Genomic DNA, 21,736 nt, shown 5'->3' on the forward strand with positions numbered 1-21,736 from the left:
CTCCCCCACAGGTGGGGAGATTGGCAGTTTCGCCGCCGGCTCTTCCCTGGCAATGTTGTTGATTGGCGAAAGCAGAGATGAGGGAGCAATCTCCCCCCTTGAGGGGGAGATGTCCGGCAGGACAGAGAGGGGCGCCAGGGAACTCGTACTATCCAGGAACCCCACCCCTCACACCTTGACCAATTGCTCCACGCGGTCCTTCTCGCCGAAAATTCTGAGATACCGCTCGATCTCTTTCACATCGCCGGTCGCCTTGGCCGGATTGTCGGAAAGTTTGACCGCTGGCCTGCCATTGGCCTCGGTGACCTTGCAGACCAGCGATATGGCGTCGAGGCTGTTGGTTTCCGTCGGCGCGCAGCCTTCGAAATCATTGGTCAGATTGGTGCCCCAGCCGAAGGACATGCGCACCTTGCCCTTGAAGTGGCGATAGGTCTCCTCGATCGTCTCGACCTCGAGCCCGTCGGAGAAGATCAGCAGTTTCTGCCGGGGATCTTTGCCCTTGTCGCGCCACCAGGACAGGATCTTTTCGCCGCCTTCGATCGGCGGAGCGCTGTCGGGGCGAAAGCCCGTCCAGTCGGCCACCCAGTCCGGCGCATCACGCAGGAACGATGCCGTGCCGAAGGCGTCGGGCAGCACGATCAAGAGATTGCCGCCATAGTAACGCTGCCAGTCCTGCAGCACCTTGTAGGGCGACTGCCTCAGTTCTTTTTCCGAGTCGGCGAGGGCGGCGAACACCATCGGCAGCTCATGTGCGTTGGTGCCGAGCGCTTCGAGGTCGTTGTCCATGGCCAGAAGCACGTTGGAGGTGCCGGTGAACGCTTCGCCGATGCCTTCCTTCAGCGCCTCGACGCACCAGCGCTGCCACAGGAAGGAATGGCGCCGGCGCGTGCCGAAGTCCGAGATGCGGATGCCGGGCAGCGCCTTCAGCCGCTCGGTCTTGGCCCACATCTTGGACTTGGCGCGGGCATAGAGCACGTCGAGCGCGAAAGGCCCGAACGCCCGCATCGCCGCGCGCGATCGAAGTTCATTGATGATGGCGAGCGCCGGGATTTCCCACAGTGTGGTGTACATCCACGGCCCGCTGAAGGTCAGTTCGTACTGGCCGTCGCGCTTCGACAGCTCGTAGTCGGGCAGCCGGAAGCCTTCCAGCCAGGCGAGGAATTCCGGCTCGAAGATCTGCTTGCGGCCGTAGAAATTGTTACCGCCGAGCCAGATCATCTCCTTCTTGGAGAAGCGCAAGGTGCGGGCATGGTCGAGCTGTTCGCGCAATTCGGCCTCGTCGATCTCGTCGGCAAGGCGCACCGAAGTCGTGCGGTTGATCAGCGAGAAGGTTGCGTCGACCTTGGGATACATGCCCCAGATCATCTGCAGCATCAAAAGCTTGTAGAAATCTGTGTCGAGCAGGCTGCGCACGATCGGGTCGAGCTTCCAGGTGTGGTTGTAGACGCGCCGCGCAATATCGGTCTTAGCCATGTCTCAACACCGCCTTCGCTGCCTGCCATCCACAATCGCGACAGGCCTCATAGCATCGAATCGGCCAGAACGCTGCCCGCTTTCAGGCTGGCCCGACAAAAAGAGCTGCCTGCATGCGGTGGCGCAGAGCTTGGCATCAACTTGCGGATTTTCCGCCCATCACCCTGAGCGCCGGACGCTTGCGGCGGCTGACGATGCGGCCGGCCACAGGGGCGTCGGCGCGCCCGTCATCCCCGGCCTTCTCGGCGAACAGCCAGTCGATGAACACCTGCACGATCGGTGTCGCCCGCATCTCGTTGCGGCAGACGACATAGAAATCGTCGACCGCCGGCACCGACAGACTGAACGGCGCGACCAGCATGCCCCTGGCCAGCAGCGCACTTGCCGTCACGGAGTCGCCCAGCGCCACGCCATGGCCATGCACCGCCGCTTCGGTCGCCATGCGCGCATCGCCGAGGTGATGGCGGCGACCCCGCTCTAGGTCCAGCGCTTCGGCGGCCGCCAGCCAGGTGTGCCATTCGCGGCCGTCATCGCCATGCAGGAAGACATGGTCGGCGAGATCCCTGACGCTGCGGATCGGCCGGTTGTTGATCAGGGTCGGGCTGACCACGGGAAACAGTTCGAGGCCCGACCATTTGCGCATCCAGCAATCGGTCCAGCTGCCGTCGCCATAATGCACGCAGACATCGATGGTGGGCGCCCGCAAATCCTTGGGATCGTTGGAAGGAATAAGCGTCAGCCTTATGTCGGGATATTGCGCCATGAAACTGCCGAGCCGCGGTGTCATCCACAACAACAGAAGCGCCGGCACGCAGGAGACCGAAAGTGTGCCGCTGCTCGCCGGCCTTGTCATGCGCTGTGTGGCGGCGGCGATGCCGTCGAAGGCGGTCGACACCGCCGGCAGAAGCTCCGCGCCATGCGGTGTCAGTTTGACCCGCTGGCCGGCCCGCTCGAACAGCTTGACATTGAGCGACTGCTCGAGCGCCTTGATCTGATGGCTGACGGCGCCATGGGTGACATTCAGCTCAATGGCCGCCTTGGTCAGCGAGCCATGTCGGGCCGTTGCCTCGAAGGCGCGCAGTGGATTAAGCGGTGGCAGGCGCTTGGTCATGGGTATCAACTTTATTGTGAGATTTTCTCACAGAAAACACCCTAACAATATCAATTGATTTTTCAATGCCGCTGCCGGACACTGAACCTGGAACAGCATCAAGACGTGAAATCTGCAGGCAGCCAGCGGGACAGCGGCCCGGCCGGATGACGGTCGGTTCGCAGGCGTCATCCGCGGCGGCACTGCATCAGCCCAGGAGGAGCGGACATGGGATATGATCGCGGCAAGCTCGACGCGTTGCGTCGCAAATATGGTGACAGCCATGGCGGCGAGATGTTCGACCCGAAATTCCGCAAGGTCGCCGATAAGATCTTCTCCAAGAGCGGCACGCGGCTGGCGCCCTATTCAGGCATCCCGACCTTCCTCGCCGCGCCCTACCGCGAAATATCGGCCGACAATCCGGATTTCGGCGATTTGCAGGTGGCGATGATCGGCGTGCCGATGGACCTCGGCGTCACCAACAGGCCAGGCTCGCGCTTCGGGCCGCGAGCGCTGCGTGCCATCGAGCGCATCGGCCCCTACAATCACGTTCTGGAATGCGCGCCCACACATGAGCTCCAGGTCGCCGATATCGGCGACACGCCGTTCCGCAGCCGCTACCGGCTTGAGACAAGCCATGAGGATATCGAGCGCCGCACCAACCAGATTGTCGATGCCGGCGTCATCCCGCTTTCGATCGGCGGCGACCATTCGATCAGCCATCCGATCCTGAAGGCCGTCGGCAAGAAAGCTCCGGTCGGGTTGATCCATATCGACGCCCACTGCGACACCAGTGGCCTGTTCGACATGACCAAGTTCCACCATGGCGGCCCGTTCCGCAACGCGGTGCTTGACGGCGTGCTCGACCCGACGCGCACGATCCAGATCGGCATCCGCGGCTCGGCCGAATATCTGTGGGAGTTCACCTACGAGTCCGGCATGACCGTGGTGCATGCCGAGGAGGTGACCGGCCTCGGCATTCCGGCCATCATCGAGAAGGCGCGCAGAATAGTCGGAGACGGCCCGACCTATGTCTCCTTCGATATCGACAGCGTCGACCCGGCCTTCGCGCCCGGCACCGGCACGCCGGAAGTCGGTGGGCTGACGACACGCGAAGTGCTCGAACTGCTGCGCGGCCTCAAGGGCCTCAACATCGTCGGCGGCGACGTCGTCGAGGTGGCGCCGCAATACGACGCCACCACCAACACCGCGCATGCCGCCGCACAGGTGCTGTTCGAGATATTGAGCCTGATGGTGTTCAGCCCGGCTGTCACCGGCAAGGGATCCTGACCTCTACCAATCCGAACGAAGGCGGCCGCCGCGCTGGAGCCGGCGGCCGTATCCAACAAACAAGCGTCCAGACAGGGGAATAACAATGACAATCCGCAAGACATTTGCCTCGATCGCCGCCGTGCTGATGCTTGGCACCGCCGGTTTCGGCTTCGCCACACAAGCCGCAAGCGCCGATGCGCTGGCGGACATCACCACGGCCGGCACCATCAATGTCGGCGTCTTCGCCGACTTTCCGCCCTTCTCCTCAGCCAGCGCCGATATGAGCCTCAAGGGCTATGACATGGATGTCGCGCAATACATTGCCGATACGCTCAAGGTGAAGCTCAACCCCATCGCCGTCACCGGCCAGAACCGCATCCCGTATCTGAACGACAAGCGCGTCGACATCCTGATGAGCGTCGGCTACTCGAAGGAACGCGAACAGGTCATCGACTTCGCCGCCGCGTACGCGCCCTACTACATCGCCGTGATCGGTCCGGCGGCTCTGACGGTCAAGGGCAAGGAAGACCTCGCCGACAAGTCGATCGCCGTCAATCGTGGCACGCTGGAAGACACCTCGCTCACCGAGGCAGCACCGGCGTCGGCCGACATCAAGCGCTTCGACAACTACAATTCGGTGATCCAGGCCTTCATCTCCGGCCAGACGCAGCTGATGGTCGTCGGCAACGATGTCGGCGCGCAGGTGCTGGCCAAGCAGGATGCGCTGAAGCCGGAGCAGAAGTTCCAGCTTCTGACCTCGCCTTCGCATATCGGCCTCAACAAGAATGAGGACGGCCTGAAGAAGGCTGTCAACGATGCCATCGCCAAGATGCTGGCCGACGGCAAGCTGGACGAAAGCTCGAAAACCTGGCTGAAGACGCCGCTCAATCCCGAAAACCTCAAGGATTGAGTTTCCGTGGCCTTTGCCTGGCTCCCGGGTGCTCTGGGCGACATCGCGCACGGTGCGGCCACGACGATCCTGCTGATCGCCGTGACCACGCTGGCCGGAACGCTGCTCAGCATCCTGGGTGCCGCGGGGCGACGAAACGGCCCGGTTCTGCTCAAGCGGGCAATCGCCTGTTACGTCGAGGTGATGCGCAACACGCCGTTCCTGGTGCAGCTGTTCTTCATCTTCTTCGGGCTGCCCAGCCTCGGCATCCGGCTCGACCCGCTCCTGGCCGCCATGCTGGCGATGACGCTCAACATGGCGGCCTACACCATCGAGATCGTCGGCGCCGGGCTTGACGCCGTGCCCGGCGGGCAGACGGAAGCAGCGCTCGCACTTGGGCTGCGGCCACGCCAGGTGTTCGTCAAGATCGTCCTGCCGCAGGCACTCAAGATCATCTATCCCGCGCTGACCAGCCAGATCGTCATCATGATGCTGGAGTCGGCCGTGGTGTCGCAGATCGCCGTGCGTGAACTGACCTACGAGGCCGACATGCTGCAGGCGCGCACCTTCCGCTCTTTCGAGACCTATTTCGTCGTGACGCTGGTCTATCTCGCTCTGTCGATGGCCTTGCGCCGGCTGCTGGTGTCAGGCGGGCGCCGTGCGCTCGGAGCCGGCGTATCATGATCGAGTTCACCTTCTGGGACATCGTGCGCAACCTGCTGCTCGCCGCCCGCTGGACAGTGCTGCTATCGCTGGCCGCCTTCATCGGCGGCGGCATCGTCGGCCTGATCGTGCTGTTCTTCAGGATCGCCAAAAACAAGTGGAGCAGGCGCATAGCCTCGGGCTACATCGCCCTGTTCCAGGGAACGCCGCTCTTGATGCAGCTGTTCCTGATGTTCTTCGGGCTGCCGATGCTCGGCCTGCGCATCGAACCCTGGACGGCGGCGGCGCTCGGCCTCACCTTCTTCGCCAGCGCCTATCTCGCCGAAATCTGGCGCTCCGGCGTCGCGGCGCTACCCCTGGGGCAATGGGACGCCGGCGCAAGCCTTGGCCTGCACTATCTGCAGGAGCTGAGGCTGATTATCCTGCCGCAGGCCTTTTCGATCACCCGCGCACCCACCGTCGGCTTCCTGGTTCAGCTGATCAAATCGACCGCGCTCACTTCGATCATCGGCTTCGAGGAGCTGGTGCGGACCTCCAACGCCATCAACAATGCGACCTTCGAACCGTTCAAGGTCTACGGGCTGGTGGCTCTGATCTTCTTCGTCATGTGCTTTCCGCTGACGCAATACGCCCGCAGGCTCGAGAAACAGGCGGCTGCTCGCTGACGCGCCAAGGCAGCGCTCGATTTCAGGCCGGCAGCCCAAGCTGCTTGCGCAGGCTCTTGTCGAATGCGGGCGCGGGGACGAAACGACGCAGGAAACTGATCTGGCGCGCCATTTTTCCCGCCGCATAGCGTTTCTTCGGCGCAGGATCGGTCGCTGCGGCCAAAACGGTGTTGGCGACCACTTCGGGCGCATCGCCTTTTTCCATCGATTTCCGCACGGATACAGTCATCCCGGCGCGCGCGGAATCGTAGATTTCGAGCGACCGGTCGGGGGCGGCAAGATTGTCCTCGAATGCCGTGCGGGTATAGGCGGGCTCCACCAGCGAAACGCGGATGCCGAACGGGCGCAATTCGTAATCGAGCGACTCCGAATAACCCTCGATGGCATGTTTGGTCGCCGAGTAGAGTGCGAAATAGGGAGCGGGGATGAACCCCTGCACCGAACTCAAATTCACGATTCTGCCCTTCCCTTGGCGCCGCATTGCCGGCAGCACCGCGTTGGTCACACGCAAGACGCCGAAGACGTTCACGTCAAACAGCGCCTTAGCCTGGGCGGTCGAGGACTCCTCTGCGCCGCCAAACAGGCCCATGCCGGCATTGTTGACAAGCAGGTCGATGCGTCCGGCCTTGGCCAGAACGTCATCGACCATTGTCGCAACGGACGCGTCGTCGGTCACGTCGCAGGTCAGCATGGTCACGCCGGCGGATGGCCGGGAGGCCGCGCGACGGCTGGTTCCGAAGACGCGAAAGCCGGCGCCTAGCAAGGCATCGGCGGTAGCGCGCCCGATGCCGGAAGATGCCCCTGTGACCAGGGCGACGCCAGGAGTCTTGTTCATGGGAATCATATCCTTCTTTGCGTTGGATCGGATTGGGAAAAGCATGAGAGGCCGGGGCAAAGGGCGTTGGTCATGATTGCGTCTGGCAACCGGTTAGTTCCAGCGTCTGAACAGGGCGCTGGCATTCACGCCGCCAAAGCCGAAGCCATTGGCGATCGCGTACTCCATCTCCATGGGCCGGGGCGCGTTTGCGACGAAGTCGATTCCGTCGCCGGCCGGATCGGCCTCGCCCAGGTTGAGGGTTGGCGGGGCGACCTGATCCCTGAGCGCCAGGATTGCGAAGATCGCACCAAGCCCGCCGGCCGCTCCGAGCAAATGTCCGGTCGCCGATTTCGTGGCACTGACAGCTATCGCGAAATCGCGCCCGAACACGCTCTTGATCGCTTCGATCTCACCCAGGTCGCCGACTGACGTGGATGTCGCATGCGCATTGAGATGACGAACCTGGCGTGGCGAAATCCCTGCCTGGGCAATCGCGATCTGCATGGCCCGGCGCGCGCCGTCGCCGTCCTCTGGTCCGGAGGTGACGTGGTGGGCATCCGCGGTCGTGCCGTAGCCGACGAGCTCAGCCAACGGCTTTGCGCCGCGCGCCAACGCGTGGTCCAATGCCTCGATGACCAGCACGCCGGCTCCTTCGCCCATGACGAAGCCGTCCCGCGATATGTCGAAAGGGCGCGAGGCTTGAGCCGGCGCCCAATTGAAGCCGGTTGAAAGAGAACGCGCCGCGGCGAAACCGCCGAGGCTGACGGTGTTGATACACGCTTCCGTTCCGCCGCACACGGCGATGTCGGCTTCGTTCGCGCGGATCAGGCGGGCGGCGTCGCCGATCGCCTGGATGCCCGCCGCGCATGCCGTCACCGGTGCGCCGAGTGGACCTTTGAAACCATGACGGATCGAGATGTGGCCCGCCGCGAGGTTCACCAGGAAGGATGGCACCGTAAAAGGAGACAGGCGGCGGGCGCCACGCAGGTCCACCGTGCGCACCGCCTCGGTGATGGCGGGAAACCCGCCGACCCCTGAAGCGATGATCGTGGCCGTGCGCAGGCGATCCGTTTCCAGGGCAGGCTTCCATTGCGCCTGCGCGAGCGCCTCTTCCGCCGCAGCCAGCGCAAAGAGGATGAACCGGTCCACCTTGCGTTGGTCCTTCGCGGACAGGACGGCATCGGGATCGAACCCAGCCTCCGGATCTTCGCCAAGGGAGGGAACCACGCCGCCAATCTTAACCGGCAGCTCTCCCACCACATCGTCCGGAAGCCTGCGAACGCCGGACCGGCCGGCAAGCAGGCGTGACCAGGACGCTTCGACATTGGCGGCCAGGGGCGTGACCGCTCCCATGCCCGTGACGACAATCCGTTGCATCTGCTCTCCTGTCCTTGGTGTGCCGGCGGCGCTGCTCGCGCCGTTCAAGCGGCGACTGCTTCGCGAACCTGATCGGCCGCCGCATCCAGAAAAGCCTGTGCAAGGTCGGGGTCGTTGACGACCCGCGAGAGCACGACCGCGCCGACCATCGTCGAGAGAACGGCCATTGCCTTGTTGCCGGTCTTTTCGCTGTCGCCCTCGCCAACCCAACCGCCGAGCATCTCAAGGTACGCCTTGATGCCGACTTCGAATGATGCCTTCACCTCGGCACCTTGCCTGGCCGCATCCGAGCCGAGCGCAACGACCGGGCAGCCGTCCATCTTTTCCCCGCGATGTTCCATGCTGAGGTAGAATGAGATCACCCCGTCGAGCGGGCTCTCAGGATGTGCGGCGGTCGCGGCCGACCATTTGTGGGTGGCGCTTTCCATCGCGCGCCTGGACGCCAGCGCCGCCAGATCGTCCTTCGACTCGAATTGCTTGTAAAAGGCGCCCTGGGTCAGCCCGGCACCCTTCATCAGATCCTTGAGGCCGATGCCGTCAAAGCCGCGCTCCCGAAAAAGCCGGCTTGCCACATTGATCACGGTCTCGCGGTTTTCCGCGGCCTGAGTGCGACTCACACGCATCGTCATCTCCTTTTTTAGATTGCATTTGTAATCTATACCCTATATAGAGGGTGAACGCAATCTAAAAAAGGACAAATGAGATGATCCCCAAAACCCTGAGCGCCTCGCTGCTGGCAGCGCTGTTTCTTGCAACCCCGGCTCTTGCCGAGGAAGCCACCATCGGACGCCCGATCGAAGGCGGCAGCCTGCACCAGGGACACCTGGACATGGTGGCCTACTACGTTCCGCGCGGCGACCTGCTTGAGGTCACCGCCACTTTCGCACCGAAGGCCGGGGGTGATCCGCTGCGGGTTGTCATGGGCCTCGCCAACAGTGACGCCGTGTCGTTTTCCATACCGGGCTACCCGGGCTCGCTCTACGCGTTCTCAAGGTCCGGTAAGGAAGTGACGGTCTCGACCGAGACTGACACATCCCTGCGAGCCGACGCGACAATGCCCTGACCTGACGCGCAGGCCCGCGGCCGCGCGATGCTGGCCGGGGCTCTCGCGTCGGAACGGCGCGCCACCAATAAGTTCGGAGAGAGGTCACATGCTTTACAGCTATTTTGTCGAGAAATCGATCCGGCAGAGCTTCGACGACGTCAACAACCATCGCTGGGACGCGGCGGTGAAGGCCATCGCGCCGCATGTCCATCACCGGGTTGGTGGCGCCCACGCGCTTGGTGGGGAGCGCCACGACAAGCAAGCCCTGCGCCGCTGGTTCGAGCGCCTCGGCCGTGTTCTGCCCACTCTCCATCTCACGGTCAACCACGTCTGGGTGAAGGGTTGGCCGTGGCATACCACCGTGTTTGCCCAGTGGGATGGCACCGCAACCCTGCTCAACGGCGATACATCCTACATCAACCGTGGTCTCCACGTGTTCACGCTGCGGTGGGGCACGGTTCATGCGCTCGAGGAGTTTTACGATTCACAGGCGGCGGCGCGCGGTCTCGCCGCTCAAGCCGCGGCCGGCCTCGAAGAAGCTGTCGCCGAACAGATAACAAGCTGAAGCGCGGTCCGAGGACGGCCGGGTTACCCATGCGCCGACCGGCTCGGGTCCCGAGCCATCTCCGCTGCCGCGCTCCAACTTGTTGCAAGACGTTCAAATTTGAGCTTCCGCACTCATGCTTTGTCGAGAGTATCTCCTGTATTCACTTAAACGGTCTGCGCCGTAGTTTTTAGCCGTTCTGAATCGCCGTCGGCGACGATGACGACGAAATAGGAGAACGCAATGACTCGCAATCACGTTGAACGTCTTGGAGAGTTCCGGGAAATCCTGGTCGCAACCCGACGCGAAGGAGTCCGCAACGTGCACCATACCCGCGATGCAATGCGGGCAAGTGGCTTTCAGATAGGGGACAGCGATGGCTCCAGCTACGGAGCCGAGCTGAAGGCGCTCCAGGAAGAAATTGAGGCAGTCGATCGCGCCATCGAAGACGAGAAGCGGTTGGCCCAGGCCCTCGAGAGCGCAGCTCAATCCCGCCGGCCGAGCAAGCCGAGAATCGTGAAGGGAACATAGTTCCGCTCTCGGCCAAGACGTTCATTGCCTCGGTGCCAAGCGCCGGCTCACGGCACGAACGTTTCTGCAGGCGCCGCTTAATCAGCTACAATATTGGGACATAGCGGCCGCCAAACCGGCAGCTGTCCTGTTTCAATGCCCAAACTCCAGCGGCGGCGCCAACCGGTCGCGCCGCAGCCAGCGCGCCAGAAGCAGCGCGGCCACCACGGCCAGCCCCGTCGACAGGCCGATCCAGATGCCGACGCCATGCAGGCCGAAATGGAAGGCGAGCAGCACGCCGAGCGGCAGGCCGATGCCCCAGTAGCCGATCGCGGCATAGATCATCGGCACCTTGGTGTCGTGCAGGCCGCGCAGCATGCCGGCAGCAACCGCCTGCGCGCCATCGAAGACCTGGAACAGCGCGGCAAAAGCCAGGAACGACACGGCAAGCGCGATCACCCTGGCATTGGCCGGATTGCTCAGATCGATGAAGGCGCTGATCAGCGGATGCGGCCACAGGATCATCACCAGCCCCATCAGCGCCATGAACGAGACGCCGATGACAAAGGCGGTCCAGCCGGCGCGCGACACGCCTTCCGGATTGCCGGCGCCGTGCGCAAGGCCGACGCGCACCGTCACCGCCTGGTTGAGGCCGAGCGGCACCATGAAGGAGATCGAGGCGATCTGGATGGCGATCGCGTGCGCGGCCAGCGAATCCGCGTCGATCAGGCCCATCAGCAGGGCCGCCGCATTGAAGATCGTCACCTCGAAGGCGAGAATGCCGGCGATCGGCAGGCCGAGCCGCAACAGACCCTTGAAGCGCGGCCAGTCGGACCGCCAGAAGCGCCCGAACAGACGGTAGCGGCGGAACTTCTTCTCCAGCATCACCACGGCAGCCATGCCGATGAACATCAGCGCTGAGGACAGCGAGGTGGCAAGGCCCGACCCGGCAATGCCCATTGCCGGCACGCCGAGATTGCCGAACATGAACACCCAGTTGAAGAAGACGTTGCAGGCGACGGCGACGAAGACGATGACCAGCGCCCAGCCCGGCCGTTCCAGCGCCGAGATGAACGAGCGCAGCACGATATAGCCGTAGAACGGCAGCACCGCCCATTCGAGCCAGCGCAGATAGATGCCGGCCTGACGGGCGAGCGCCGGGTCCTGGCCCATGGCCAATAGAATGCCCTCGCCGTGCCAAAGCACGAGCCAGATCGGGATCGAGATCAGGATCGCCAGCCACAGGCCCTGGCGCACGGTGCGGCGCAGGTCGCGCACCGAATAGCGGCGGCGGCCGAGCTCGGTGGCGATCATCGGCGAGGTCGCCAGCATCAGGCCGAGGCCGAAGATCAGCGGCATGAAATAAAGGTTGGCGCCAAGCGCGCCGCTGGCCAGCGTATCCGGCCCCAGACGACCCATCATCATGACGTCGGTGGCAGTCATCGCGGTCTGGCCGAGATTGGTCAGCACCATCGGCCAGGCAAGCGCCAGCGTCGCCCTGATTTCCTGACGCCAAAGATTTTCCGGCGCGCGAGCGCCGGCTTCGATCGCAGACATTGTTCCGCTCTTTCCAGCTACGGCACGTCGACCAGAAGCCGGAAGCCGCATGTCAAACGGCAAAACCTTCGGTTTCGCGGCGTTTGCGTCAGCTTCTGGACGAAACGCGACATGAAGGCAAGGGAGGAGGGACGGGAACGGATTGAGCCAGCGACCGGCCCAAATGCTCTACCGGATCGCGTCCAGCATCCGCCGCTGGCGGTGCATCTCGAGGAAAACCTTGTAGTCGCGCTCGAAACGCCCTGCTGATTTCGGGTTCGACGGGCGCGTCCGGCCGCCTTGCTGCATGGCAAGGCAGGCCGCGTTGAGGTCGGGAAACAGCCCGGCCGCGGTGGCGGCGATCATGCCGGTGCCGAGCAGCACCGCCTCGTCGGCCAGCGGCTCGATCACCGTGCAGCCGGTGGCGTCGGCGTAGAGTTCCATCAGCAGCGGGTTCTTGGTGTGGCCGCCGGTGACGTGCAGCGTGTCGATCAGATAGCCGTTCTCGTTCAGCGCCTCCAGCACGTGGCGCACGCCGAGCGCGATGCCGACGGCGGTGCGCCAGTAGAGCTTGCACAGGCTGTCGAAGGAGGAATCCAGCGTCAGCCCGCTGACGACGCCGACGGCATGCGGATCGGCGAGCGGCGAGCGGTTGCCATGAAAGTCGGGCAGCACATGCAGCCTTGCGGCGAGGTTGTCGCCCTCGGTGGCGCGCAGCTCGGCGACACGCCCGGCGATCTTCGCATGCATGGCGGCATCCGGCTCGCCGCCGGCGCCGTGCCAGCGGATGATGTGGTCGAGCAGGGCGCCGGTCGCCGACTGGCCGCCTTCCGACAGCCACAGCCTGGGCAGCGCCGCGCCGTAATACGGCCCCCAGACGCCGGCGAAGGGCTGCGGATCCGGTGACATCGCCATGACGCAGCTCGACGTGCCGGCGATCAGCGCCAAATGCCGGCCGATATCCTGTTCGTCATCGGCAAAGCCGCCGAGCACGCCAAGCGCGCCGGCATAGGCATCGATGACCCCGGCGCCGACCCGGCATTTCTCGCTCAGTCCAAGCTCGGCCGCCGCTTGCGCCGTCAATCGACCGATATCGGCGCCGACGGGACTGGCCTTTTCCGGCAGGCTGCCGTGCTCGAAAAGATCGTCGAGGCCGACGAGTTCGAAGAAATCACGCCGCCAGCCTGTCTCCTCATGCGCCAGATAGGTCCATTTGGCGGTCAGCGTGCATTGCGAGCGGGCCAGCGAGCCCGTCGCTTGCCAGGTCAGGAAATCGGTCAGGTCGAATAAATAGCCGGCTTCATTCCACGTCCGCGGCAAATTGCGCTTCAGCCACATCAGCTTCGGCGTCGCCATTTCCGGTGACATGACGCCGCCGATGTAATTCAGCACGGCGTGGCCGCTTGCCGTGCATTCGTCGGCCTCGGCAATGGCGCGGTGGTCGAGCCAGACGATGGTGTCCCAGCGCTTGTCGCCCGTGACCGAGACACTGAGCTGGCTGCCTTGCCGGTCGCGCACCACCAGCGAACAGGTGGCATCGAAGGAGATGCCGACAATGTCCTCAGGGTCGACACCGGCTTTTTCGCGGGCAGCGCGCACGGCGGTGCAGACGGCCGACCAGATATCGCGCGAATCATGCTCGGCGTGATCGGGCTTCGGCTGGTTCATGGCGATCGGCCGCTCGGCGCGGCCGAGCAAGGTGCCACTGGTGTCGAGAATGCCCGCGCGAGCGCTCCCGGTGCCGACATCGACCGCGCAGACAAACTGTTTCGTCAAGATGCTCTGTCTCTCGCTCCCAGGCCTGCAATCAGATCGGGCAATTGCAGCATGTCAGCGAATATAAAGTCCGGCTCACTCGACGCAAGCCGCGCTTTCAAGGTCGGATTGCCGGCATGCGAGCCGCCGGTGAAGGCGAGCACGCGCATCCCTGCCGCCCGCGCAGCAATGATGCCGGCCGGGCTGTCCTCGACGACGAGGCATTTGCGCGGACGGGCCCGCATGCTGGCGGCGGCATGCAGGAACAGATCCGGCGCCGGCTTTCCCTTGGCCACCATGGTGGCACTGAACAGATGCGGTTCCATCAGCCCAAGCAATCCGGTGACGTCGAGCGCGTAGCGGATGCGGTCGAGCGTGCCTGAGGACGCGACACAGAACGGCAGCCCAAGCTTCGGCAGCATCTCCTTGACGCCGGCGATCGGCTTCAGCTCCTCGCGGAATTTGCGCATCAATTCGACGCGCATCTCGGTCAGGTGCAGGTCGGTGATATCGAGTCCGAAGTCGCGGCCGAGGATCTCGCGCACGCTTGTCATGCTCCTGCCGAGGAAATGCTCGTAGGCGGCATCCTCACTGACGCTGCCGCCGGCGAGTTTGACCATGCCGAGCAGCGCCGAGACGGAGAGCGCCTCGCTGTCGACCAGCACGCCATCGCAGTCGAAGATGACCAGTTCAGGCATCATGGCGGCGAATGGCTCTCAGAGCTTGCCGGCGAGGTAGCGCGTCAGCGTCGCGCGTGCGCCGTTCGCCCACAGCACGTTGAGCGCATGGGCGAAGGCCTCGACAAACGCCGTTGCGCGACCGACATCGCCGTAGATGTCCTCCATGGCGAGCCAGGCGGCGGGAGCATCCTTTGCCGCCTTTGCCGTCGCCTGCAGCCGGTCCCAGCTCGGGTCGTTGGGCTCGATGACGGCGCCGCTGTCGGTGGTGCCGAAGCAGTAGCGGCACCACAATGCCGATTCCAGCGCCAGGCCCGCGACGCTTTTTCCGGCCTTCAGCCGGTCGGCGATGGTCGGGATGATGAATTTCGGCTGGCGGTTGGAGCCGTCGAGGCAGAGCCGGCGCACCGTGTCGCCGATCTTGGGATTGGAAAAGCGGCTCTCGATGAGCTGGTAATAATCTTCCAGGACCGTGTCCGGCACCGGCGGCACGGTCGGGATGATTTCCTCCCGTTCGAGCTTGGCCAGAAACCCGCTCACCAGTGGCTCCTGCATCGCCTCATGGACGAAATGGATGTCCATCAGGCCGGCCGGATAGGCAATCGTCGCGTGGCCGCCATTGAGGATGCGGATTTTCATTAATTCATAGGGCGCAACGTCTTTAACGAACTGCACGCCGACCTTTTCCAGTGGCGGCCGGCCGCCGGTGAAATGGTCCTCCAGCACCCATTGCCGGAACGGCTCGCAAAACACCGGCCAGTTGTCTTCCAGCCCGAACTCCTTGGCGAGAATGCCGCGCTCGCGGTCCGTGGTGGCCGGCGTGATGCGATCGACCATGCCGTTCGGAAAGGCGACCTTTTCGCTGACCCAGTTCGCCAGGTCCTCGTCGATCAGGCGGGCCAGACCGATGACGCCGTCTGAGGTGACGTGGCCATTGTGGGGAATGTTGTCGCACGACATGACAGTGAACGGCACGGTGCCTTCATCGCGCCGCCGCACCAGCCCGGCAAGAATGATGCCGAACACCGTCTTCGGTGTCGCGCCGGGCTGCGCATCGGCGACGATGTCGGCGTGGGTCGGGTTGAACACGCCGGATGCCGGATCGATGAAATAACCGCCCTCGGTGATGGTCAGCGAAACGATCTTGATCGCCGGGTCGGCCAGCCGTTCGATGATGCCGGCGCCATCGCCGGGCATCAGGAAGTCGATCATGGCGCCGGTGACCCGGGCGCTCATATGGCCGCTGTCCTGCTCGACCACCGTGGTCAGCCAGTCCTGCTCTTCCAGTTTGCCGCGGCCGATCTTTTCACCGTCGAACACGCCGGCGCCGATCAGTGCCCAGTCATGGCCGATGCCCGAATTGAACAGATCGTCGAGATAGACGGCCTGATGCGAGCGATGGAAATTGCCGACGCCGAAATGCACGATGCCGGCCGTCAATGTCGCGCGGTCATACTTCGGGCCGGCGACCTCAGCGGGCAGTTTGGAGAGGTTTGAGGACGAGAGTTTCACGGTCATCTGTTTTACCCTTGGCCGGATCTAGGCCTTCGTTATGCTCCTCTCCCGGTCAGGGAGAGGATAAGGGGTGGCCTACGCGCCCGCTGATGTCGGCCTCTGCTCCCCGCGGAGGGACGAGGAGCAGAGGCCGTCCCCCGCCCTCAACTCATCCACTGGCCGCCATCGACATTGTAGGTCTGGGCGACGATGTATTCGGCGTCGCTGCTGGCGAGAAAAACCGCCATGCCGGTGAGGTCCTGCGCCGTGCCCATGCGGCCATACGGCACTGCCTCGCCGACCAGCTTCTTCTTCTCGCCCTTCGGCCGGTTCTCATATTTGGCGAACAGCGAATCGACGTGATCCCAGTGCTCGCCGTCGACGACGCCAGGGGCAATCGCGTTGACGTTGATGCGGTGCTTGATCAGGTCGAGCCCCGCTGACTGTGTCAGCGAAATGACGGCGGCTTTGGTGGCGCAATAGACGCCGACCAGCGCCTCGCCGCGTCGCCCGGCCTGGCTTGCCATGTTGATGATCCTGCCGCCCCGGCCAGCGGCGATCATCGAGCGGGCGGCTGCCTGCAGCATGAACAGCGTGCCGGCGACATTGACGGAAAACAATTTATCGTAGCTTGCCTTGGTGATCTCGATGATCGGTGCCAGATCGAAAAGAGCGGCGTTGTTGATCAGGATATCGAGGCCGCCGGTCTTCGTCTCGACGGCTTTCACCGCCGCCTCGATGGAGGCGAGGTCCGTGACGTCGAGCTTGACCGCATAGGCCCTGCCGCCAATCTCGGCGGCCGTCTTCTCCGCCGCATCCAGATTGATGTCGGCTATGGCGACGGTGGCGCCTTCGCCGGCATAGGCTTCGGCGAAGGCTCTGCCGATGCCGCGGGCCGAACCTGTGATCAGCGCGGATTTGCCGGCCAGCCGCATGTTCAGATTGCCTTCCCGTCGGCGCCGAAGCGATGCAGCTTGGCCTTGTCGGGCGTTAGATAGATGGTGTCGCCATGATGGACGCCGAGTTCGCCGTCGGCGCGCACCGTCAGCGGGCCGACGCCATCGGCCTGGACATGCAGGAAGGTGTCGGAGCCGAGATGCTCGGCGACGCCGACGACCGCCTTCCATTCGCCCGCCGTGGTCGAGATCTCCAGGTGTTCGGGACGGATGCCGATGGTCTTGGCGCCGTTTTTGGCAGCCGGCGTGCCTTCGATCAGGTTCATCTTCGGCGAGCCGATGAAGCCGGCGACGAACAGGTTCTTCGGCGTCTTGTAGAGCTCCATCGGCGAGCCGACCTGCTCGATGTTGCCGGCGTTCAGCACGACGATCTTGTCGGCCATGGTCATGGCTTCGACCTGGTCATGGGTGACGTAGATCATGGTCGTCTTGAGCTGATGGTGCAGCTCGCTGATCTCCAGCCGCATGGTGCCGCGCAGTGCCGCATCGAGATTGGACAGCGGTTCGTCGAACAGGAAGGCGGTCGGCTGACGCACGATGGCGCGGCCGATGGCGACGCGCTGGCGCTGGCCGCCGGAAAGCTGGCCGGGCCGGCGTTCGAGATAGTTCGTCAGGTTGAGCACGCGCGCCGCGTCTCCCACCTTCTTGTCGATCGTCGCCTTGTCCTCGCCGGCCATCTTCAGCGGGAAGCCGATGTTCTTGGCCACCGTCATGTGCGGATAGAGCGCGTAGGACTGGAACACCATGGCGAGCTTGCGCTTGGCCGGTGCCTCGCCGGTGACGTCGCGGCCGTCGATGTTGATGGAGCCGCCGCTGGTGTCCTCGAGCCCGGCGATCAGCCGCAGCAGCGTTGACTTGCCGCAACCCGACGGGCCGACGAAGACGACGAACTCGCCATTCTCGATCACCAGGTCGAGACCGGGGATGATGGACGTCGCTCCGAAGGATTTGGAGACGTTCTTGAGCGTGATGTTTCCCATGATTTCCTCCCCGAGGGGTTATTTCTGCCGATTGCTTCGGGCAATTCCGTTACTTCACCGCGCCATCAATTATTTGACCGCACCAAATGTCAGGCCGCGCACCAGCTGCTTCTGGCTGAACCAGCCCATGATCAGGATCGGCGCGATGGCCAGTGTCGAGGCGGCCGAGAGCTTGGCCCAGAACAGGCCTTGCGGGCTGGAGAACGAGCTGATGAAGGCGGTCAGCGGTGCTGCTTCCGTCGTCGTCAGCCGGATCGTCCAGAACGCCTCGTTCCAGGCCAGGATGATGTTAAGCAGCATCGTCGAGGCGATGCCCGGCACCGCCATCGGCGTCAGCACATAGACGATCTCGTTCCACAGCGACGCGCCGTCCATGCGTGCCGCTTCCAGGATCTCGCCCGGGATTTCGCGGAAATAGGTGTAGAGCATCCACACCACGATCGGCAGATTGATCAGCATCAGCATGATCATCAGGCCGATCCGGCTGTCGAGCAGTCCTGTATCGCGGAAGATCAGGTAGATCGGGAACAGCACCGCGACCGCGGGCATCATCTTGGTGGACAACATCCACATCAAGATGTCCTTGGTCCGCTTGGTCGGCGAGAAGGCCATCGACCATGCCGCCGGTATGGCGACGAGCAGGGCCAGGATGGTCGAGCCGACCGAGAGCAGCACCGAGTTGAAGAAGAATTTGAAGTAGCCGCTCTGCGCCTGAACCTCGGCATAGCTCTCGAACGTTCCCGACGGGATGATGCTGAAGCCCTGGATGGCTTCCTGCTCCGACTTGAACGAGGTGATGATCGTGTAGAGGATCGGGAAGAAAATCAGCAGGGCGACGATCCAGGCGGCAACTGTCGCAATCGTCTTGTGCTGGGTGGTGACTGAGCGTGCCATCGTAGCCTCCCTTACTTGTCCAGGTTCTTGCCGACGGCGCGCATGGCGAAGAAGGCAACGATGTTGGCGAGAATGACGGCGATCACACCGCCGGCGGATGCCTGGCCGATTTTGAACTCCAGCAACGCCTTCTGGTAGACGAGGAAGGGCAGGTTGGTGGAGGCGTATCCCGGGCCGCCATTGGTGGTGACGAGGATCTCGGCATAGACGGAGAGAAGGAAGATCGTCTGGATCAGGATGACGACCGTGATGGCGCGCGACATGTGCGGCAGCGTCAGATAGATGAAGCGGCTGATGAAGCCGGCGCCGTCCATCTCGGCGGCTTCCTTCTGCTCGCCGTCGAGCGACTGCAGCGCGGTCAAGAGAATGAGCGTGGCGAAAGGCAGCCATTGCCAGGCGACGATGATGATGATCGCCAGCATCGGATGCTGCCCGAACCAGTCGATCGGCTGGGCCCCGAAGAAGCGCGCTATGTCGGCGAACACCCCATATTGCGGGTGCATGATCATGTTCTTCCACACCAATGCGGCCACCGGCGGCATGACGAAGAACGGCGAAATGACCAGGATGCGCACGATGCCCTGGCCCCACATCGGCTGGTCGATCAGCAGCGCCAGAAGGATGCCGCCGATCACCGTGATCAGGAGCACGCTGACCACCAAGGTGAGCGTGTTGAGGATCGACTGCAGGAAGGCCGGGTTGGAATAGAACAGCGCGTAATTCGAGAAGCCGACAAAGCCGTCGCGGATCGGATTGAGCGGATTGTACTGCTGGAAGGAGAACCAGATGGTGATGACCAGCGGCACAATCATCCAGACGAACAGCAGCACCACGGATGGCGCCATCATGAAACGGGCAAGCGAACGGGTCTGCTGAGTAGCCATGACGGTCCCCTTCACTGGTCAGACGGAATTTTCAAAAGGCGTTAAAGGCGGCCGCCCGAACTGGGAATTCGGGCGGCCGTTGCCGGTCAAGGAGGCGACCGGCAGTCGGCACCGGGAGGAGCCTTACTTGATGTATCCGCCTTCGGTCATTGCCGCGGTGGCAGCGTCCTGGGCCTGCTTCAGCGCATCGTCGACACTCGACTGGCCGGCAAGAGCCGCCGAGAAGAGCTGGCCGACCGTGGTGCCAAGTCCCTGGAACTCGGGGATGGCGACGAACTGGACGCCGACATAGGGCACCGGCTTGACGGTCGGATGCGTCGGGTCGGCGGCGTTGATGGAGTCCAGCGTCATCTTGGCGAACGGAGCCGCCTTCTGGTACTCGGCGTTGGCATAGAGTGAGGAGCGCGTGCCCGGAGGAACGTTGGCCCAGCCTTCCTTCGAAGCGACCAGTTCGGCATAGTGCTTGCTGGTCGCCCAGGAGACGAACTTCTGGGCGGCATCGGCTTTCTGCGTCCCGGCGGGGATCGCCAGCGACCATGCCCACAGCCAATTGCCGCGCTTGCCCAGGCCATTGTCGGGTGCCAGCGCATATCCAACCTTGTCGGCGACCTGCGATGCCTTGGGATCGGAGACGAAGGACGCAGCGACGGTGGCGTCGATCCACATGCCGCATTTGCCCTGCTGGAACAGCGCCAGGTTTTCGTTGAAGCCGTTGGAGGACGCGCCCTCGGGGCCGTCGGCCTTCATCAGGTCGACATAGAACTGCAGCGTGTTCTTCCATTCCGGCTGATCGAACTGCGGCTTCCAGTTCTCGTCGAACCAGCGGGCGCCGAAGGAGTTCGACATGGCGGTCAGGAAGGCCATGTTCTCGCCCCAGCCGGCCTTGCCGCGCAGGCAGACACCGTTCACGCCATTCGCGCGATCGGTCATCTTGTCGGCGGCCTGCCTGATGAAATCCCAGGTCGGCGCGTCGGGCATCTTCAGCCCAGCCTTCTCCATCAGGTCCTTGCGGTACATGACGAAGGAGCTTTCGCCGTAGAAGGGCGCGGCATAGAGCTTGCCGTCGACCGAAAGGCCGCCTGCAATAGCCGGGATGATGTCCTTGGCGTCATAGTCGTCGCCGAGCTTGTCGAGCGGCAGCAGCCAGCTCTGCTTGGCCCAGATCGGAACCTCGTAGGTACCGATGGTCATCACGTCGTACTGGCCGCCCTTGGTGGCGATGTCGGTGGTGACGCGCTCGCGCAGCACGTTTTCCTCGAGCGTGACCCAGTTGAGCTGGATGTCGGGGTTCGCCTTGGTGAAGTCCTCGGTCAGCTTTTGCATGCGGACCATATCGCCATTGTTGACAGTGGCGATGGTGATGGATTCGGCATGTGCGGCGAACGCAAGCGTGCTGGCCGACAACAAGCCCAGGGTGAGCGTGCGAAGTTTCATCAAATTCCTCCCTTGAACCAAGATGAGCATTTGCCTTGGCTTTGGGCAATTACTCACTTGGCGTGAATTATGTCAAGTCGGATTCGATGCTGCAGCGCAGCACCCGGGCGACACCGCAGGCCGGGGCGAGCGGAAATTGCCAGGACGAGGAGCGTCCCGGCCGGATACAGTGCGGCAACAGCGGATAGATCTGCGAGAACCAGGTGCAGCCCGAAAGCTTGCCGGTCAGCAGGCGATCTCGGCCAGCAGCCAGTCGCGGAAGGCACGGATCTTCGGCACGTTGCGGCGCGCTTCGGGGTAGACCAGCCAATAGGCATGGCCGTCGTCGCCAACCAGATCGAAAGGCTGGATCAGGCGCCCGTCGGCAAGTTCCGCCTTGAACAGCGCCCTGGTCAGGACCGCGACGCCATGACCGGCGATCGCCGCATTGGCCTCATAGGCCTGCGCGCCCATGCTGCTGCCGGGCCGCTTGGCAAGATCGTGCGAATGCACGCCGGCAGCCTCGAACCATTGCGTCCACCAGATGTCGCCGGGATCGAGGATCGGCAGCCGCAACAGGTCCGCCGGTTCCCTGACGCCGCCGATGGTCGCCGCGAGTTTCGGGCTCAGCATCGGCGTGAAGTCGGCATCGAGCAGCTTGTGCGCCTCCAGGCCCGGCCATTTGCCGCCGCCCGAGCGGATGGCGATATCGGTATCCTCGCGGGCAAAGTCGGTCAGGCGGCTCGACGTTTCGAGCCGCACCGCCAGCGCTGGATGGGCGATCTGGAACGACCCCAGCCGG

General features: G+C 63.6%; 22 protein-coding genes. 7 read left to right on the plus strand and 15 right to left on the minus strand.

Annotated features, from left to right (window positions below):
* Positions 1-168 precede the first annotated feature (168 nt).
* Both pncB and gcvA read right to left on the minus strand, forming a co-directional pair.
* Positions 169-1,473, minus strand: a complete 1,305-nt coding sequence (gene pncB, locus EOD15_RS07965) for a nicotinate phosphoribosyltransferase (protein WP_127320419.1) — start codon at positions 1,471-1,473, stop codon at positions 169-171.
* Positions 1,474-1,609: 136 nt separating this feature from the next.
* On the minus strand, positions 1,610-2,584 hold the full coding sequence (gene gcvA, locus EOD15_RS07970) for a transcriptional regulator GcvA (RefSeq protein ID WP_127320420.1): 975 nt from the start codon (positions 2,582-2,584) through the stop codon (positions 1,610-1,612).
* Between the two features lie 207 nt (positions 2,585-2,791).
* On the opposite strand from gcvA, the gene speB reads away from it, so the two are divergent.
* From speB to EOD15_RS07990, 4 genes are all read left to right on the plus strand, one after another.
* The gene (speB, locus tag EOD15_RS07975; protein WP_127320421.1) at positions 2,792-3,853 is read left to right on the plus strand and encodes an agmatinase; all 1,062 of its coding nucleotides are present in this window, start codon (positions 2,792-2,794) and stop codon (positions 3,851-3,853) included.
* An 85-nt stretch (positions 3,854-3,938) separates the two neighbouring features.
* Entirely contained in the window at positions 3,939-4,745 is an 807-nt protein-coding gene (locus EOD15_RS07980) for a transporter substrate-binding domain-containing protein (RefSeq protein WP_127320422.1), read from the plus strand.
* 6 nt (positions 4,746-4,751) lie between these two features.
* Positions 4,752-5,408: an amino acid ABC transporter permease gene (locus tag EOD15_RS07985; RefSeq protein WP_127320423.1), complete on the plus strand. Its 657-nt coding sequence runs from the start codon at positions 4,752-4,754 to the stop codon at positions 5,406-5,408.
* Positions 5,405-6,052 carry an amino acid ABC transporter permease gene (locus EOD15_RS07990; protein ID WP_127320424.1) on the plus strand — a complete coding sequence of 216 codons (648 nt, stop codon included), beginning with the start codon at positions 5,405-5,407 and terminating at the stop codon, positions 6,050-6,052. The genes EOD15_RS07985 and EOD15_RS07990 overlap by 4 nt, the downstream gene beginning before the upstream one ends.
* A 22-nt stretch (positions 6,053-6,074) precedes the next feature.
* Here the strand turns inward: EOD15_RS07990 and EOD15_RS07995 are convergent, their stop codons facing one another.
* The 3 genes from EOD15_RS07995 to EOD15_RS08005 all read right to left on the minus strand — a co-directional run bounded on the left by EOD15_RS07995 (position 6,075) and on the right by EOD15_RS08005 (position 8,869).
* Positions 6,075-6,887 carry an oxidoreductase gene (locus EOD15_RS07995; RefSeq protein WP_127320425.1) on the minus strand — a complete coding sequence of 271 codons (813 nt, stop codon included), beginning with the start codon at positions 6,885-6,887 and terminating at the stop codon, positions 6,075-6,077.
* A gap of 93 nt (positions 6,888-6,980) precedes the next feature.
* Positions 6,981-8,246 carry a beta-ketoacyl-ACP synthase II gene (fabF, locus tag EOD15_RS08000; protein WP_127320426.1) on the minus strand — a complete coding sequence of 422 codons (1,266 nt, stop codon included), beginning with the start codon at positions 8,244-8,246 and terminating at the stop codon, positions 6,981-6,983.
* 44 nt (positions 8,247-8,290) lie between these two features.
* A complete protein-coding gene (locus tag EOD15_RS08005; RefSeq protein ID WP_127320427.1) occupies positions 8,291-8,869 on the minus strand; it encodes a TetR/AcrR family transcriptional regulator in 579 nt (192 codons plus the stop codon).
* Positions 8,870-8,949: 80 nt separating this feature from the next.
* Here EOD15_RS08005 and EOD15_RS08010 point away from each other — a divergent pair, with 80 nt between their 5' ends.
* The 3 genes from EOD15_RS08010 to EOD15_RS08020 all read left to right on the plus strand — a co-directional run bounded on the left by EOD15_RS08010 (position 8,950) and on the right by EOD15_RS08020 (position 10,366).
* Complete coding sequence (locus EOD15_RS08010) at positions 8,950-9,309, plus strand: hypothetical protein (RefSeq protein WP_127268436.1); 360 nt, start codon at positions 8,950-8,952, stop codon at positions 9,307-9,309.
* Positions 9,310-9,397: 88 nt separating this feature from the next.
* Positions 9,398-9,856, plus strand: a complete 459-nt coding sequence (locus EOD15_RS08015; protein ID WP_127268437.1) for a nuclear transport factor 2 family protein — start codon at positions 9,398-9,400, stop codon at positions 9,854-9,856.
* A gap of 222 nt (positions 9,857-10,078) precedes the next feature.
* A complete protein-coding gene (locus EOD15_RS08020) occupies positions 10,079-10,366 on the plus strand; it encodes a hypothetical protein (protein ID WP_127268438.1) in 288 nt (95 codons plus the stop codon).
* A 132-nt stretch (positions 10,367-10,498) separates the two neighbouring features.
* Here EOD15_RS08020 and EOD15_RS08025 read toward each other — a convergent pair whose 3' ends face one another.
* From EOD15_RS08025 to EOD15_RS08070, 10 genes are all read right to left on the minus strand, one after another.
* On the minus strand, positions 10,499-11,902 hold the full coding sequence (locus tag EOD15_RS08025; RefSeq protein ID WP_127320428.1) for an MATE family efflux transporter: 1,404 nt from the start codon (positions 11,900-11,902) through the stop codon (positions 10,499-10,501).
* Between the two features lie 168 nt (positions 11,903-12,070).
* A complete protein-coding gene (locus tag EOD15_RS08030) occupies positions 12,071-13,657 on the minus strand; it encodes an FGGY-family carbohydrate kinase (protein WP_127408408.1) in 1,587 nt (528 codons plus the stop codon).
* A complete protein-coding gene (locus EOD15_RS08035; RefSeq protein ID WP_127318218.1) occupies positions 13,654-14,337 on the minus strand; it encodes an HAD-IA family hydrolase in 684 nt (227 codons plus the stop codon). The genes EOD15_RS08030 and EOD15_RS08035 overlap by 4 nt, the downstream gene beginning before the upstream one ends.
* Before the next feature lie 15 nt (positions 14,338-14,352).
* Positions 14,353-15,831: a mannitol dehydrogenase family protein gene (locus EOD15_RS08040; RefSeq protein ID WP_127318220.1), complete on the minus strand. Its 1,479-nt coding sequence runs from the start codon at positions 15,829-15,831 to the stop codon at positions 14,353-14,355.
* A 140-nt stretch (positions 15,832-15,971) separates the two neighbouring features.
* Positions 15,972-16,742 (minus strand): L-iditol 2-dehydrogenase, encoded by a 771-nt coding sequence (locus EOD15_RS08045; protein WP_127318222.1) that lies wholly within the window; start codon positions 16,740-16,742, stop codon positions 15,972-15,974.
* A 2-nt stretch (positions 16,743-16,744) separates the two neighbouring features.
* Positions 16,745-17,743 carry an ABC transporter ATP-binding protein gene (locus tag EOD15_RS08050; RefSeq protein WP_127272484.1) on the minus strand — a complete coding sequence of 333 codons (999 nt, stop codon included), beginning with the start codon at positions 17,741-17,743 and terminating at the stop codon, positions 16,745-16,747.
* Between the two features lie 69 nt (positions 17,744-17,812).
* Entirely contained in the window at positions 17,813-18,637 is an 825-nt protein-coding gene (locus tag EOD15_RS08055) for a carbohydrate ABC transporter permease (RefSeq protein ID WP_023810705.1), read from the minus strand.
* A gap of 11 nt (positions 18,638-18,648) precedes the next feature.
* Entirely contained in the window at positions 18,649-19,521 is an 873-nt protein-coding gene (locus EOD15_RS08060; protein ID WP_013528414.1) for a sugar ABC transporter permease, read from the minus strand.
* Positions 19,522-19,644: 123 nt separating this feature from the next.
* A complete protein-coding gene (locus tag EOD15_RS08065; protein ID WP_127268865.1) occupies positions 19,645-20,955 on the minus strand; it encodes a sugar ABC transporter substrate-binding protein in 1,311 nt (436 codons plus the stop codon).
* Positions 20,956-21,180: 225 nt separating this feature from the next.
* A partial coding sequence (locus EOD15_RS08070; protein WP_245463605.1) for a LysR substrate-binding domain-containing protein occupies positions 21,181-21,736 on the minus strand: 556 nt, incomplete at its 5' end.

Source organism: Mesorhizobium sp. M7A.T.Ca.US.000.02.2.1, from assembly GCF_003996995.1.
Lineage (GTDB): Bacteria > Pseudomonadota > Alphaproteobacteria > Rhizobiales > Rhizobiaceae > Mesorhizobium.